We start from the raw sequence: 14359 nt of genomic DNA on the forward strand, positions 1-14359 counted from the left end.
GTAATCGGGCAGGCGCTAGAACCGGGGAGCGAGCGCCGGACCAGCAGATCGTGACAGACGGGCGCCGTGCCGCGCCCGGGAGGAGCTCGCTTGTCGAGGTACGACGAGCCGGAGACCAGGGAAATCCCGGTCCCGGACTTCACCCGGCGCCCGCAGCAGGCCCGGCGTCCCGGGGGCCCTCAGGCGCCGCGGACCGGGCCCCGCGGGCGCCCGCAGGCGGATCCACGCGCGGACCCGCCCACCGTGCCCGCCACGCAGCCGCCCAGGGGCACCACACCGCCGAAGCCGCCGAAGCCGCCGACGAGGCCACCCGCTCCCGAGCGAGCCGGGGGAGGCGGGGGAGGCGGGGCAGGCCGTGCCGTCGTGCGCACGTTCGGCGAGGTGCTCATCACGCTCGGCCTCGTGGTGCTGCTGTTCGTCGTCTACGAGCTGTACGTCACCAACCTGATGTCGGCGCAGCTGCAGCGCCGGGCCAGCGCCGACCTGGAGTCGCAGTGGGAGCAGGGCAGGCAGCTGCACGCCGAGCCGCTCGACGGCAAGGCGTTCGCGCGGATCTACATCCCGTCGTTCGGGGCCGACTGGAACTTCACCGTCCAGCAGGGCGTCGACACGGCGACGCTGGAGATCGGCCCCGGTCACTACAAGGAGACGGCCATGCCGGGCGAGCCCGGCAACATGGGCGTGGCCGGACACCGTGTCGGCAAGGGCGCACCCTTCAACGACCTCGACCTGCTGAACTCGTGTGACGCCGTGGTGATCGAGACGGCCGACAGCTTCTACGTCTACCGCGTGCTGCCGATGCGCGACGAGGTCGCGGGCTGGGCAGGCGGCAGGGCGAAGGACCCCCAGTGCGCCAACGTCGCACCGCTGCAGGACAAGCAGGGCGCCTACGCCGACACGTTCGGCCGCGTCATCGTCACCCCCGACCGCGGCGACGCGGTGGCGCCCGTGCCGTACCGGCCCGAGGACGTCCTGCCCAAGGCGTCGCAGGCGGCGCTGCTCACGCTCACCACGTGCCACCCGCAGTTCTCCGACCGGGAGCGCATGATCATCCACTCGGTGCTCACCAACCAGTTCCAGAAGGCGCAGGGCGCGAACTACGAGGACCTGCTGCGCGAGATCGGGGAGCTCTAGATGTACGGCTGGATCTGGCGGCACCTGCCCGGCCCGCTCGCCGTGCGCGTCGCGCTCGCCGCCGTGCTGGTGCTGGGTGCCGTGGCACTGCTCATGTTCGTGGTGTTCCCGTGGGCGGAGCCGATGCTGCCGTTCAACGACGTCTCCGTCGAAGGGCAGTAGCGGTTAGGCTGTCGACCATGCGCGTCCTCGTCGTCGACAACTACGACAGCTTCGTCTACAACCTGGTGCAGTACCTGGCACAGCTCGGCGCCGACTGCACGGTGTGGCGCAACGACGTCGTGGATCTCGACCAGGTCGCCGGCTTCGACGGCGTGCTCGTCTCGCCGGGGCCCGGAACACCCGAGCGTGCGGGGCAGAGCATCGACGTCGTGCGCCGCTGCGCCGAGGAGCGGGTGCCCATGCTCGGCGTCTGCCTCGGCCACCAGGCGATCGGTGTGGCGTGGGGCGCGACCGTGGATCGCGCGCACGAGTTGCTGCACGGCAAGACCAGCCAGGTGCGGCACTCCGGCGCGGGCGTGCTCGCCGGGCTGCCGGATCCGTTCACCGCGACCCGCTACCACTCGCTCACCGTGCTGCCGGAGACCATCCCGGACGCGTTCGAGGTGACCGGCCGCACCGAGTCGGGTGTGGTCATGGGCATGCGGCACTGCGAGCTGCCCATCGAGGGCGTGCAGTTCCACCCCGAGTCGGTGCTCACCGAGGGCGGCCACCGGATGCTCGCCAACTGGATGGCCACCGCGGGGCACCCGGTGCCCGAGGGCATCGTCACCGAGCTGGAACGCGCCACCCGCGCACTGCAGAAGGCCGCCGCCGCCTGACGCCGTTCCCGAAGCGAGCCCAAGGGCACCTTCGGTACACGATGCGTGCCCGCGGTGCCCTTCGGCTCGCCGGGGCCGCGCTAGCTGGAGCCGCCCGGCAGACCCGGGATCGGCGGATCCGAGGAGGAGGTCTCCGTGGAGCCGTCCTCCTCGCCGATGTAGAGCGTCACCGTCTGGTCCTTGGTGATGGAGCTGCCCGGCGACGGGCTGGTGTTGGTCACCTTGCCCACGTCGTCGGAGTCACGGACCTCCTCGGTCTGGATGTCGACGTCACCGCTCCAGCCCGCATTGCGCAGCTCGGCCAGCGCCTGGTCCTGCGTCATGCCCCGCAGGTCCGGCATCTGGATCTGCTGGTTCGCGCCGTTGGACACCTGCAGCTCGATGACCGTGCCCTCGGGGAAGCTGCCCGCGTTCGGTGTCTGGTTGACCACCGTGCCCGCGGGCTGGTCGGAGTCGACGTCCGTGCGGCTGACCTTGAAGCCCGAGCCTTCCAACCCGGCCTTGGCCTCCTCGAAGCTCTTGCCGGTGTAGTTGGTCACCTCGATGGTGTCCGGCTCGGTGCCGATGGTGATCCGCACCGACTGGCCCTTCTCCAGCTGGGAGCCCGCGGCCGGATTCTGTTCGACGACCTTGCCGTACGAGCTCTCGTCCTCCACCTCGACCTGGGCGACGTTCTGGTCGAGCACGAGGCCCGCCTTGCGCAGTTCCTCCTCGGCCGCCGTGCGGTCGAGACCGGTGAGGTCGGGCACCTGCACCTTCTCCGGGCCCACCCCGACCCGCAGCCGGATCTCCTCGGTGACCGGGACCTGCTCCGAGGTCTGCGGGAGCGTGCCGATCACCTTGCCGATCTCGTCGGGGGAACACGCCGCCTCACCGTTGGCCTGGTCGCGGCACTCGACGTTCTCCTGCGGACCGAAGTTGGTGAACCCGGCCTGCCGCAGCGTCTGCTTGGCCTGCTCCACCGTCTGGCCGCGCACGTCCGGCACCGGGACGAGCTGCTGCTCGCTCTCGAAGGCACCCGCGATCCACATCACGAACGCCACGGCCGCCAGACCGAGGGCCACGAGCAGCGCGGCGATGAGGCCGCGCTTGCGCCGTTTGCGGCGCGCCTCCTCCTCGGGGTCGTAGTCGTCCGGCCCGTAGTCGTCGTAGTCGTACACCCCCGGCTGAGCCCGCGTGGCGCCGAGCACCTCCGTGCGCTCCTCGTCCGACAGCACCATCGGGGCCGACGGACGCTGGCCGGACAGCGTGCGCACCAGGTCGGAGCGCATCTCGGCCGCCGACTGGTAGCGGTTGGCCACGCCCTTGGCCAGTGCCTTGAGCACGACGGCGTCCAGCTCGGGCGAGACCGCGGGGTTCACGGCCGACGGCGGCTTCGGATCCTCCCTGACGTGCTGGTAGGCGACCGCCACCGGCGAGTCGCCCGTGAACGGCGGCTCGCCCGTCACCAGCTCGTACAGCACGCAGCCGGCCGCGTAGACGTCGCTGCGCGCGTCCACCTGCTCACCGCGCGCCTGCTCCGGGGAGAGGTACTGCGCCGTGCCGATGACCGCCGCCGTCTGCGTCATCGCCGCCTGGCCGTCGTGCACGGCCCTGGCGATGCCGAAGTCCATCACCTTCACGGCGCCATTGCGGGTGATCATCACGTTCGCGGGCTTGACGTCGCGGTGGACGATGCCGTGGCGGTGCGAGAAGTCCAGCGCCGCGCAGACGTCGGCCATGACCTCCATGGCGCGCTTCTGCGACATCGGACCCTCGGTCTTGACGATGTCACGCAGCGTGCGGCCCTCGACGTACTCCATCACGATGTAGGGCAGCGGGCCGTACTCGGTGTCGGCCTCACCCGTGTCGTACACCGCCACGATGGCAGGGTGGTTCAACGCGGCGGCGTTCTGCGCCTCCCTGCGGAACCGCTCCTGGAACTGGGGGTCGCGCGCGAGGTCGGCACGCAGGATCTTGACGGCCACCTCACGGCCGAGGCGCACGTCGTGCCCATGGTGGACCTCGGACATGCCACCGTAGCCGAGCGTGTCGCCCAGCTCGTAGCGGTTCGAGAGCAGTCGGGGTGCGCTCATTGCTCGGTGCCGTTCCATTCCGTCAGTGCCTTCTCCAGCGCGCGAACGCAATCACGTCGACGGGGCGCTGCCAGCATGCCGTCCACTATCACCTGCGGTTCTCCATCGGCAGTGTGCCCATCATGCCTTGTCCGCCGTCTTCAATGGGTGAACGCTTGGCGGTGTTCGGCGAGTTGTCCCGGACGCCGGTGGATCGGGTCTCGGCTCCGCCTGGTGACCGGACCGCGTCGTCCCGCAGGACCACGGCGAGTAACACCGCGGTCACCGCGATCGCCAGCGCCACGGCCAGCCCCAGCAGTATCCACAATGCCGCCGGTCTGCGCCGCTGCTGTGGCGGGAACGGCAGCGGCACACCTCCACTCGGTGGGGCCACCGGCTGCATCGTCGGGTGGGAGCCCGGACCCACCGGCGCCATCGGGTTCGGCTGGTTCGGCGGCACCGGCCCGTACCCGGCACCGACGAGGCCGGACGGCGCGGGCAGCGGGTGGCCCGCCCGCACGGCCGCCACGGCCGCGGCGAACTCGCCGCCGCTCGCGTAGCGCTGCCTCGGGTCCTTCACCAGCGTCGCCTCGATGACGGCCCGCGCACCGGGCGGCACGTCGGGTGGCAGCGGCGGCGGCAGGTCGCGGATGTGCATCATGGCGACCGTCACCGCGTTCTCGGACAGGAACGGCCTGCGCCCCGCGAGGCACTCGTAGCCGCAGACGGCGAGCGAGTAGACGTCACTGGCCGGCTCGGCGTCGTGGCCGAGCGCCTGCTCCGGGGCGATGTAGTGGGCGGTGCCCATCACCATGCCGGAGCGGGTCACCGGGGCGGCGTGCGCCGCCTTGGCGATGCCGAAGTCGGTGATCTTCACCGCTCCCGTCGCGGTGACCAGGATGTTCCCCGGCTTCACGTCCCGGTGCACCAGTCCTCGCTCGTGGGCGGCCTGCAGCGCGTGCCCCGCCTGTTCGAGGATGTCCATGGTGTACTCCGCGGAGATGCGGCCCTGCCTGGCCAGGATCGCCGCGAGCGGCTCGCCCGCGACGTACTCCATCACCAGGAACGCGATCGAGTGCTCGCCGGCCTCGGTCTCGCCGTAGTCGTGCACGGCGGCGATGCCGTGATGGTTCAGCGAGGCGGTGGTGCGCGCCTCCGTGCGGAACCGGTGCAGGAACTCGGCGTCGCCGGACAACTCCGCCTTGAGGATCTTCACCGCGACCGTGCGGTCGAGCCGGGTGTCGCTGGCCTCCCAGACCTCGCCCATGCCTCCGACGGCGATCCGCTTGGCGAGGCGGTATCGCTCGGCGATGAGTTGCCCCGACGAGAGCATGACCTATCCACCCCCGAGGGCGGCGGCGATCGTCGACCTGGCGATCTCGGCGGCGACGGTGCCGCCGGTGGCCGCGAGGCCGCGGTTGCCGCCCGACTCGACGATCACGGAGACCGCGATCTTCGGATCGTCGTACGGGGCGAACGCGGTGTACCAGGCGTGTGGCGGCGTGGCCTTCGGGTCGGTGCCGTGCTCCGCGGTGCCCGTCTTCGAGGCGATCTTGAGGTCCGGGTCCTTGCCGCCGCCGCTCGTGTTCTCCTCCGAGGCGATCATCATGTTCTTCAGCACCTCGGCGTTGGCGGCCGACAACGCGGGTTCGCCGGTGAGCTCCTCGGGCGTGAACTCCTCGATCGTCGACAGGTCGGGAGCCAGCAGCGCCTTGACCAGCTGCGGCTTCATGGCCACCCCGCCGTTGGCGACGGTGGCGGCCAGCAGGGCGTCCTGCAGCGGCGTGAGCCGCACGTCCCGCTGGCCGATGCCGCTCTGGTACAGGGCCGCCTCGCTCTCCAGGTCGCCGAGGCCCGACGGCACGACGTTCATCGGGATCTGCAGGTCGCCGCCGATACCGAAGTTGGCGGCGGTCTCCTCCAGCTTCTGCTTGCCGAGCTGGCCGGCCAGTTCGGCGAAGGCGGTGTTGCACGAGTACTTGAGCGCGTCGGCGAGCGTGCTGCCAGGGCAGGTGGCACCGCCGTAGTTCTCCAGCGTGGTGCTCGTGCCGGGCAGGGTCACCTCGGAGGCGTTGGTCACCTGCGTGTCGGCGGTCGCACCGTTCTCGAGCGCCGCGGCCGTGGTGACGATCTTGAACGTGGAGCCCGGCGGGTAGGTCTCCCTGATGGCCCTGTTCAGCATCGGGTTGGCCGGGTCGTCGGTGAAGTTCTGCCAGGCCTGCTGCTGTTCCTCGCTGTCGTGCGAGGCGAGCTTGTTCGGGTCGTAGGACGGCGTGGACACCATGGCCAGGATGTCGCCCGTCTTCGGGTCCATGGCCACCACCGAGCCCGTGTAGCCGTTGTCGACCATGGCCCGGTAGGCCGCTTCCTGCACCTCGGGCCGCACGGTCAGCCGGACGTTGCCACCCCGGGGGTCGCGGCCGGTGATCATGTCCGACAGCCTGCGCACGAACAGGCGCGGGTCCGAGCCGTTGAGGAACTCGTCGTAGGAGCGCTCCAGCCCGCCCGCGCCGTAGAGCACCGAGTAGTACCCGGTGACCGGCGCGTACATCGGCCCGTTGCGGTAGGTCCGCCGGAACTTCAGCGTGTCGTCGGTGGGCCTGACGCCGGCGAGGACCTGTCCCGTCTCGTCGGCCACGATCTTGCCGCGCTCGCGGGAGTACTCCTCGAGCAGCACCCGCCGGTTGCGCCCGTCGCTGCGGTAGTCGTCGGCCTGCACGACCTGGATGTAGGTGGCGTTGGCGAGCAGCAGCGCCACCATGACCAGCATGGCCATGCCGACCTTGCGTAGCGGCTTGTTCACTGCGTCGGCCCTCCGTCGGCTGCCTGTCCCTGCTGCGGTCGCTGCACCATCACGGTGTGCGCCTCCGCCAGCGGGGCCTGTTGTGCCTGCGGTCGTGGCCTCGCCTGCTGCTGCGGGCGGCGGGCCGCGTCGGAGATCCGCAGCAGCAGTGCGATGAGCATGTAGTTCGCCAGCAGCGACGAGCCACCCGCCGAGAGGAACGGCGTGGTGACACCGGTCATCGGGATCAGCTTGGTGACGCCGCCGACGATCACGAAGACCTGCATGACGACGGCGAACGACAGGCCGCCGCCCAGCAGCTTGCCGAACGTGTCGCGCACCGCGAGCGCGCTGCGCATGCCACGCATCGCCAGCAGCAGGTACAGCATGAGGACCGCGGCGAGCCCCACGAAGCCGAGTTCCTCGCCGAGCGCCGCGCTGATGAAGTCGGTGTTGGCCTCCGGCACCGTCTCCGGCCTGCCCGCGCCCAGCCCGGTACCGAACATGCCGCCCGTGCCGAGCCCGAACAGGCCCTGCGCGATCTGGTAGCCGCCACCCGGGTCGTCGTAGGTGGCGAGCGGGTCGATCCAGTTCGCCACGCGCTGCTGCACGTGCGTGAACAGCTGGTAGGCGATCAGCGCGCCGACGAAGAACATGCTCAAGCCGACGACCACCCAGATGATGCGCTCGGTGGCGACGTAGAGCATGACGAGCACGATGCCGAAGAACAGCAGCGCCGTGCCCAGGTCCTTCTCGAACACCAGGATGCCGAGGCAGGCGACCGCGGCGATGATGATCGGGCCCAGGTCGCGGGCGCGGGGCAGCTCGATGCCCAGCACGCGCTTGCCCGCCGTCATGAACAGGTCGCGCTTCGCCACCAGGAACGCGGCGAAGAAGATCATCAGCAGGATCTTGGCGAACTCGCCTGGCTGGATGGAGAAGCCGGGCAGCTTGAGCCAGACCTTCGCGCCGTTGACCTCCGACAGCGAACTCGGCAGCACGGCGGGCAGTGCCAGCGCGGTGATGCCGATGAGCCCGAAGGTGTAGGCGTAGCGGGTGAGCGTGCGGTGGTCGGAGACCACCTTCAGCACCGCGAGGAACAACGCCAGCGCCAGCACCGTGAACAGCACCTGCCGTGGCGCGTTCGAGCTGGCCTCCTCGCCCACGGCCAGTGCCTCCTGCTGGGTGGCCAGGTCGATGCGATAGATCATCACCAGGCCAAGGCCGTTCAGCAGCGCCACGCACGGCAGGATCAGCGGGTCGGCGTACGGCGCCCAGCGCCGCACCGCGGCGTGCGCGACCGCGAAGATCGCGAGGTAGGCAAGGCCGTACCAGACGATCGACCAGGACAGTTCCTGTTCCTGGTTGGCCTGGACCAGCACGAACGCCGAGGTGACGATGAACGCGGCGAAGGCGAGCAGCCCCAGCTCCGTGCCCCGCCGGGTGGGCAGCTCACGTGGCGGGTTGGTCGTGTACTGCTGGCCTGCCGCCCCCGGATTCCCTGCGGGCTGAGCCATTAGTTACCGCCTGGGCTGGGCGCAGGGCGGCAGTCGACGCCCGGCTGCTGGCCCCGCTCCTGCGGCGTCGTGGTCTCGGATGGCTGCTGCCCCGAGCCGCCCTGACCGATGCCGCCGATCAGGCCGCCACCTTGCGGCTGATCCTCGTCGCAGATCTCCAGCATGTTGTTGCGCCGGAGCGTGTCGATGTAGTCGCGGGACTCGGCGAGGTTGTCGCGCTTCACGCCGTTGCGCACGGCGACGCGGGCATCCTGCTGCAGGTCCTGCAGGTGCAGCCGCTCGCACAGCGACGCCTCCGGCGGGCACGAGCCCTCCGCCTGCTTGTGCAGGTCGAAGCCGAGGATGCTGCCGGGAACGCCCTGGAAGATCACGACCTCCGAGTTGGCCCCGACCCCGACGTAGTACTGCCGCAGCACGAAGTACCGGGTGGCGATCGCGGCGGCCGCGAGCAGGATCAGCGCCAGCCCGAAGGCGACCAGCAGGCGAATCCGCTTACGGCGCTTCGCTTTTGGGTCGGGTGGCGGCTCCGTCGCCTCGTACCGCTGCGGCTGGGGCGGTGGTGGCGCCGTCAGCGCCCGCGCCCGCGCGGCCGGGGAGTCGCCCTGGTGGCCCTCGTCGCTGCCGTCGCCTGCCGCGCCGCCCACGATCGGGGCGTCCTCGCCGAAGTCGATGTCCACGACGTCGGCCACCACGACGGTGACGTTGTCGGTGCCGCCGCCCTTGAGCGCCAGCTCGATCATCCGGTCGGCGCACTCCTGCGGGTCGGGGATCTGCATGGCCTCGGCGAGCGTCTCGTTGCTGACCATGCCGGAAAGGCCGTCCGAGCACAGCAGGTAACGGTCGCCAGCACGGGCCTCGCGCACGGTGAAGCTGGGTTCCACCTCGTGCCCGGTCAGCGCCTTGAGCAGCAGCGACCGCTGCGGGTGCGTCGCGGCCTCGTCCTCGGTGATGCGGCCCTGCTCCAGCAGTTCGTTGACGAAGCTGTCGTCGCGCGTGATCTGCGAGAACTGCCCGTTGCGCAGCAGGTAGGCCCTGGAGTCGCCGACGTGCACCATGCCGAGCCGGGAACCGGAGAACAGCACGGCCGTCAGCGTGGTGCCCATGCCGTCGAGATCGGGGTCGTTCGCCACCAGCTCGGAAATGGCCTGGTTGCCCTGGGTCACGGCCTCCCTCAGCTGGGAGACCAGGTCGTCACCCGGCTCGTCGTCGTCGAGGTGTGCCAGCGACGCGATGACGACCTTGCTGGCCACCTCTCCGGCGGCGTGGCCGCCCATGCCGTCTGCCAGTGCGAGCAGGCGTGGGCCGGCGTAGACGGAGTCCTGGTTGCTGGAGCGAACCAGGCCACGGTCACTGCGGGCCGCGTAGCGAAGGACGAGAGTCATGGGCGAAGCTCGATCACCGTCTTGCCTATCCGGATGGGGACGCCGAGCGGAACTCGGAGGGGTGCAGTGACCTTAGCCCGGTCGAGGTAGGTGCCGTTCGTCGAGCCCAGGTCTTCGACATACCATTCGTCGCCCCGCAGCGACACGCGCGCGTGCCGGGTCGACGCGTAGTCGTCGTCGAGCACGAGCGTCGAGTCGTCCGCCCTGCCGATGAGGATCGGCCTCCCGTCGAGGGCGATCCTGGTCCCCGCCAGCGCACCGTGTGTGACGACGAGTTGCCGGGGGGTCTTGCCGCCCCGCGGCTTCTTCTCCTTGCCCCGCCGGAAGCTGGGCATGTTCACCCGCAGTCCGGAGGCGGCATAGAGGTCCGACCGCACCACACGCAGCGCGGCGAACACGAACAACCAGAGCAGGATGAGAAAACCCGCTCTGGTCAGTTGAACGACCAGCTCTGGCACCTGTTGTGTCAGCTCCCGCCTTTTCGCGCCCAGCCCGTGACGCCGTGCTCTGTCCGATCCACTGACCGAGTCCCCCGCCCCGGCCGTGGATACGTCACGGGTCCCCCGCATGGCCGCCATTATGCGCGACAGGCCCGTGCGGGCCATGCGGGATGGCCGAAAAGTCCTGACAGCCCAAGCCGGGTGCCGGATCAGCCCTGCGTACGGAACACCAACGACGAGTGCCCGACCCGGATCACGTCGCCATCGGCGAGCTGCCAGGTCTGCACGGGAGTGCCGTTGACCGTCGTGCCGTTGGTGGACCCGATGTCCGCCAGCGTCGCGCTCTGGCCGTCCCAGGTGATCTCCAGGTGCCTGCGGGACACGCCGGTGTCCGGGAGCCGGAAGTCGGCGTCCTGACCGCGGCCCACGACGTTGCCGCCCTGCTTGAGCGAGTACGTCCGGTTGGAGCCGTCGTCGAGCTGCAGCGTCGCCGCCAGCTGCCGGGCGCCACCGGGGGGCATCCCGGGAGGCGCGTAGCCCTGCTGGGCGTACGGGTCGCCCTGCGGAGGCGGCGGAGCCTGCGCGGGGTAGCCGCCGGGAGGGCTCGGCGGAGCGGCGTAGCCCTGGTCGTAGCCGGGAGCGGGCGGCTGGCCGTAGCCCTGGTCGTAGCCCGGGGCCGGGGGCTGCCCGTAGCCCTGGTCATAGCCGCCGGGCTGGCCATAGCCCTGGTCATAGCCGCCGGGCTGGCCGTAGCCCTGGTCATAGCCGCCGGGCTGGCCGTAGCCCTGGTCATAGCCGCCGGGCTGGCCGTAGCCCTGGTCGTACCCGCCCGGCTGGCCGTAACCCTGCTCGTAGCCGGGAGCCGGGGGCTGGCCGTAACCCTGGTCGTAGCCGGGCTGCCCCTGTCCGTAGCCGTACTGACCCTGCTGGCCGTACGGGTCACCCTGGTCGTATTGGCCGTAGCCGCCGGGCTGGCTCATTGGTCGGTCTCCTGCGTCGCTGGTTCGTGCTGGCCGTGCCTGACCGCCGGCGTCGTGTGCTGTGACGTCGGGATCGACGGTCGAGCGGGTCTTGAACTGTCCAGTATGCAGCGCCTCGTTGCGCTCTAGCGAGACTACGACGTCACCATAGGTGTCCAAGCCCCGCTCGGCGAGGTGCTGTGCCACGGCATCGGCGAGCAGCCGGGTGACCCGGTGCTCATCCTCCGCCATCCGGTCGTGATCAGCGGCGCCGAGGGACACGATGTAGTGGTTCGGAGCGAGCCTGCGCCCACCGGCGAGCTCACGGACGTTGTCCTCACTCTCGCGCTCCAGAGCCAGCGCCACTTCCTGCGTGACGACGTTGCCACCGAACATCCGCGCGAAGGTGTTGCCCACGAGGCTCTCGAGACGCCGATCGAAGCGCTGTACGCGGCCCACCAGGACAACCTCCCTCCTCCACGTGTACCTCCGAATAGATCGTATCCGGGTTTGGAGCGTTGAACACCGGGGCCGGTGAAACCCGGCTGACGCCCCTGCTACGCTATCCGGGCTGTCGCAGTTACTCGGGCGAGTGGCGGAATGGCAGACGCGCACGGTTCAGGTCCGTGTGTCCGAAAGGACGTGAGGGTTCAACTCCCTCCTCGCCCACTCGAGTTCGTGCCCTCCTGCTCGCGCCGGAGGGCGCTTCGCTGTCTGGCCTCTTCGTCGTCGTACCCGGGGGCCGAGCCCCCGGACCCCCACGGTGCGAGCTCCTCACCACCCGGCGTGGTTTCGTTGCGTACGGACCAGCATCGGTTTCGTGAGGAGGCTTTGGTGGAGCAGCAGGTGGGGTCGTGGTCGGCGCGGACTCGGGCGATCGTGGCCGGACGGCCTTCCGGCCAGGGGCAGCCGATGAACGTTCCGATCGTGCCCGCGAGCACGCTGGGGCTCGACTACTCGCGCGAGCAGGGCACGCCGACGTGGGAGGCGCTGGAAACCGCCATCGGCGACCTCGAAGGCGGCACGGCGACGGCGTTCGCCTCCGGCATCGCCACCGTCTCCGCCGTGCTGGACCTGCTGCCCGTCGGCGCCGGTGTGGCCGTGCCCACCGACAGCTACGCGGGCACGCGAGCCCTGTTCGGCCGCGCCGAGCGGGCCGGGCGCATCAGCGTGCGGCAGGTGGAGCCCGCCGACACCGGCGCCTGGGCGAAGGCGGCGGCCGAAGCGGACCTGCTGTGGCTGGAGTCACCCACCAACCCGAGCCTCGACCTCGTCGACGTCCCGGCGGTGGCCGAGGCGGCCGCCGCGTCGGCCCGGCGGCCCACGGTCGTGGTGGACAACACATTCGCCACCCCGCTCGGCAGCCGCCCCCTGTCGCAGGGCGCCGACGTCGTCGTGCACAGCGCCACCAAGCTCATCGGCGGGCACAGCGACCTCCTGCTCGGCCTCGCCGTCACCGCCGACGAGACGCTCGCCGCCCGGCTGCGCGAGGCGCGGACCCTCGGCGGCGCCACCCCTGGCGCGCTCGAGGCCTGGCTCGCGCTGCGGGGCCTGCGCACCCTGCCCGTCCGCTACACCGAGGCGTCGCGGACGGCCGCCCTCCTGGCCGACCGGCTCACCGCGCACGCCGCCGTGACCCGCGTGCGGTATCCGGGCACCGGCACGATGATCGCGTTCGAGCTCGCCGGCGCCGACACCGCCGACCAGGTCTGCCACCGCCTGCGGCTGATCCGGCACGCCACGAGCCTCGGCGGTGTGGAGACCACCGTCGAGCGCCGGGCGGCGCGGCCCGGCGACGCCCAGGTGGCGCCCGGGCTGCTGCGGCTCAGCGTCGGCCTCGAGGACCCGGACGACCTCTGGCACGACCTGTCGGCGGCTCTGTCTACATGAGACGCGGCGTCGTGGTCGTGTCCTGAAAAGGCACTTTCTGCTCTAACGAGTGGCCGGTTCACACCAATTTGATGCCCTGTGTATGCTCCGCCCTCACTGGAAAGAGTGATCTTCACTCGAACTGGGGAAGTCTGAATCTGGGGTTAGGAGACTCATGCACAGCAGAACCGGCCTTGCCAGAGCCGGCGCGGCGTTGCTCGGCGCCTCGGCCACCGTGCTGCTCGGCGCTCTTCCCGTGTCGGCCAACGAAACCGAGGCGCACCTCGACTCCGGCGCGCACACGCCGGGCTACCGCGTCAATCTCGGCGACGGTTACGCCAACATGTCCACCACGTTGTTCGGACTCGACATCGACAGCGGTAACTCGCTCAAGGCGTACTGCGTCGAAATCGACGTCCGGATCGACCCTGACCGCGGACTTCAGGAAACCCCGTGGGACGGGTTCCCGAATCCGGAATCGCCATTCCACGAAAACCGCGACAAGATCAGCTGGGTACTCCAGCACGGTTATCCCGCCGAGGACACGGACACGATCGAGGACGCGCTGAGCCCCGAGGGCGTCGAGTTCCACGACGGGCTGAGCACCCGCGAGGCGATCACCGCGACGCAGGCCGCCGTCTGGCACTTCAGTGACGGCAAGGACCTGCAGCGCGACAACCCCACGCCGAAGAACCCCGCTGCCGCGGCCGACGTGCTCGCGCTCTACGACTTCCTGACCGGCGAGGCCAACGTGGGCACCGGTGAGCAGCCGAGGCCCACCCTGGACATCACCCCCGATGCCGCCGCCGGTGACGCGGGCGGGCGCATCGGTCCCTTCACCGTGTCGACGACCGGGGACATCGCCGAGCTGACCGCCGACCTGCCGGAGGGCGTCACGCTCACCGGCGCCGACGGTGCCGAGGTCACCGCCGCCGACATCGCCGACGGCACCGAGCTGTACGTGAACGTGCCGGAGGACGCCGAGGACGGCCAGGGCAGCATCGAGCTGAAGGGCGTCGCGCACGTCGACACCGGACGCCTCTTCGTCGCCCACGGCTACGCCAAGAAGGCCGCGCAGTCGCTGATCGTCGCGCAGTCGGAGAAGACCAACCTCTCGACCGGCGCGACGATGACGTGGAAGGCCGCCCCCGAGGCCACCACGCCGCCGGAGGAGACCACCACGACCGCGCCGCCGACGACCACCACCGCGCCCAGCTCCGAGGTCGTCGCCGCTCCGCCGACCACCGAAACCCCGGTGGCACCGCAGGCCGACTCCGGCGAACTCGCCCAGACCGGTGTCTCGATCATGACGCCGATCGTCATCGGCGCCGTGCTGCTCGGGGCCGGCATCGGCGCGCTGCTGCTCCAGCGCCGCCGGAAGAACGCCTGACGCGCCACAAG

At 70.6% G+C, this 14359-nt stretch carries 12 protein-coding genes and 1 tRNA gene; 6 read left to right on the plus strand and 7 right to left on the minus strand.

The window, feature by feature from the left end; genetic code table 11:
- Positions 1-90 precede the first annotated feature (90 nt).
- The 3 genes from BAY60_RS05890 to BAY60_RS05900 are packed head-to-tail and all read left to right on the plus strand — an operon-like array spanning position 91 to position 1955.
- Entirely contained in the window at positions 91-1134 is a 1044-nt protein-coding gene (locus tag BAY60_RS05890) for a class E sortase (RefSeq protein WP_112279763.1), read from the plus strand.
- Complete coding sequence (locus BAY60_RS05895) at positions 1135-1296, plus strand: hypothetical protein (RefSeq protein ID WP_112279764.1); 162 nt, start codon at positions 1135-1137, stop codon at positions 1294-1296.
- A 17-nt stretch (positions 1297-1313) separates the two neighbouring features.
- Positions 1314-1955: an aminodeoxychorismate/anthranilate synthase component II gene (locus BAY60_RS05900; RefSeq protein ID WP_112279765.1), complete on the plus strand. Its 642-nt coding sequence runs from the start codon at positions 1314-1316 to the stop codon at positions 1953-1955.
- An 80-nt stretch (positions 1956-2035) separates the two neighbouring features.
- On the opposite strand, the gene pknB is transcribed toward BAY60_RS05900, so the two are convergent.
- From pknB to BAY60_RS05935, 7 genes are all read right to left on the minus strand, one after another.
- Entirely contained in the window at positions 2036-4030 is a 1995-nt protein-coding gene (pknB, locus tag BAY60_RS05905; protein ID WP_112279766.1) for a Stk1 family PASTA domain-containing Ser/Thr kinase, read from the minus strand.
- 88 nt (positions 4031-4118) lie between these two features.
- Entirely contained in the window at positions 4119-5342 is a 1224-nt protein-coding gene (locus BAY60_RS05910; protein WP_112279767.1) for a protein kinase domain-containing protein, read from the minus strand.
- Positions 5343-5345: 3 nt separating this feature from the next.
- The gene (locus BAY60_RS05915; protein WP_112279768.1) at positions 5346-6812 is read right to left on the minus strand and encodes a peptidoglycan D,D-transpeptidase FtsI family protein; all 1467 of its coding nucleotides are present in this window, start codon (positions 6810-6812) and stop codon (positions 5346-5348) included.
- Positions 6809-8308 (minus strand): FtsW/RodA/SpoVE family cell cycle protein, encoded by a 1500-nt coding sequence (locus tag BAY60_RS05920; protein ID WP_112279769.1) that lies wholly within the window; start codon positions 8306-8308, stop codon positions 6809-6811. Before BAY60_RS05920 ends, BAY60_RS05915 begins: the two co-directional genes overlap by 4 nt.
- Entirely contained in the window at positions 8308-9690 is a 1383-nt protein-coding gene (locus tag BAY60_RS05925; protein WP_112279770.1) for a PP2C family protein-serine/threonine phosphatase, read from the minus strand. The genes BAY60_RS05920 and BAY60_RS05925 overlap by 1 nt, the downstream gene beginning before the upstream one ends.
- Positions 9687-10148, minus strand: a complete 462-nt coding sequence (locus BAY60_RS05930) for an FHA domain-containing protein FhaB/FipA (RefSeq protein ID WP_112279771.1) — start codon at positions 10146-10148, stop codon at positions 9687-9689. The genes BAY60_RS05925 and BAY60_RS05930 overlap by 4 nt, the downstream gene beginning before the upstream one ends.
- Positions 10149-10339: 191 nt before the next feature.
- On the minus strand, positions 10340-11548 hold the full coding sequence (locus BAY60_RS05935; RefSeq protein ID WP_112279772.1) for an FHA domain-containing protein: 1209 nt from the start codon (positions 11546-11548) through the stop codon (positions 10340-10342).
- 127 nt (positions 11549-11675) lie between these two features.
- On the opposite strand from BAY60_RS05935, the gene BAY60_RS05940 reads away from it, so the two are divergent.
- From BAY60_RS05940 to BAY60_RS05950, 3 genes are all read left to right on the plus strand, one after another.
- Positions 11676-11758, plus strand: a tRNA-Leu gene (locus BAY60_RS05940).
- A gap of 243 nt (positions 11759-12001) precedes the next feature.
- Positions 12002-12979 (plus strand): trans-sulfuration enzyme family protein, encoded by a 978-nt coding sequence (locus BAY60_RS05945; RefSeq protein WP_112280745.1) that lies wholly within the window; start codon positions 12002-12004, stop codon positions 12977-12979.
- A gap of 154 nt (positions 12980-13133) precedes the next feature.
- On the plus strand, positions 13134-14348 hold the full coding sequence (locus BAY60_RS05950; protein WP_112279773.1) for a thioester domain-containing protein: 1215 nt from the start codon (positions 13134-13136) through the stop codon (positions 14346-14348).
- The last annotated feature ends 11 nt before the right edge of the window (positions 14349-14359 follow it).

It is taken from the genome of Prauserella muralis (genome assembly GCF_003202285.1).
GTDB lineage: Bacteria > Actinomycetota > Actinomycetes > Mycobacteriales > Pseudonocardiaceae > Prauserella_B > Prauserella_B muralis.

Bases quoted from the DNA above. Each gene is read 5' to 3' on its own strand.
- BAY60_RS05895 (WP_112279764.1), top strand. From the start codon at position 1,135: ATGTACGGCTGGATCTGGCGGCACCTGCCCGGCCCGCTCGCCGTGCGC.
- BAY60_RS05900 (WP_112279765.1), top strand. From the start codon at position 1,314: ATGCGCGTCCTCGTCGTCGACAACTACGACAGCTTCGTCTACAACCTG.
- pknB (WP_112279766.1), bottom strand. From the start codon at position 4,030: ATGAGCGCACCCCGACTGCTCTCGAACCGCTACGAGCTGGGCGACACG.
- BAY60_RS05910 (WP_112279767.1), bottom strand. From the start codon at position 5,342: ATGCTCTCGTCGGGGCAACTCATCGCCGAGCGATACCGCCTCGCCAAG.
- BAY60_RS05920 (WP_112279769.1), bottom strand. From the start codon at position 8,308: ATGGCTCAGCCCGCAGGGAATCCGGGGGCGGCAGGCCAGCAGTACACG.
- BAY60_RS05925 (WP_112279770.1), bottom strand. From the start codon at position 9,690: ATGACTCTCGTCCTTCGCTACGCGGCCCGCAGTGACCGTGGCCTGGTT.
- BAY60_RS05945 (WP_112280745.1), top strand. From the start codon at position 12,002: ATGAACGTTCCGATCGTGCCCGCGAGCACGCTGGGGCTCGACTACTCG.
- BAY60_RS05950 (WP_112279773.1), top strand. From the start codon at position 13,134: ATGCACAGCAGAACCGGCCTTGCCAGAGCCGGCGCGGCGTTGCTCGGC.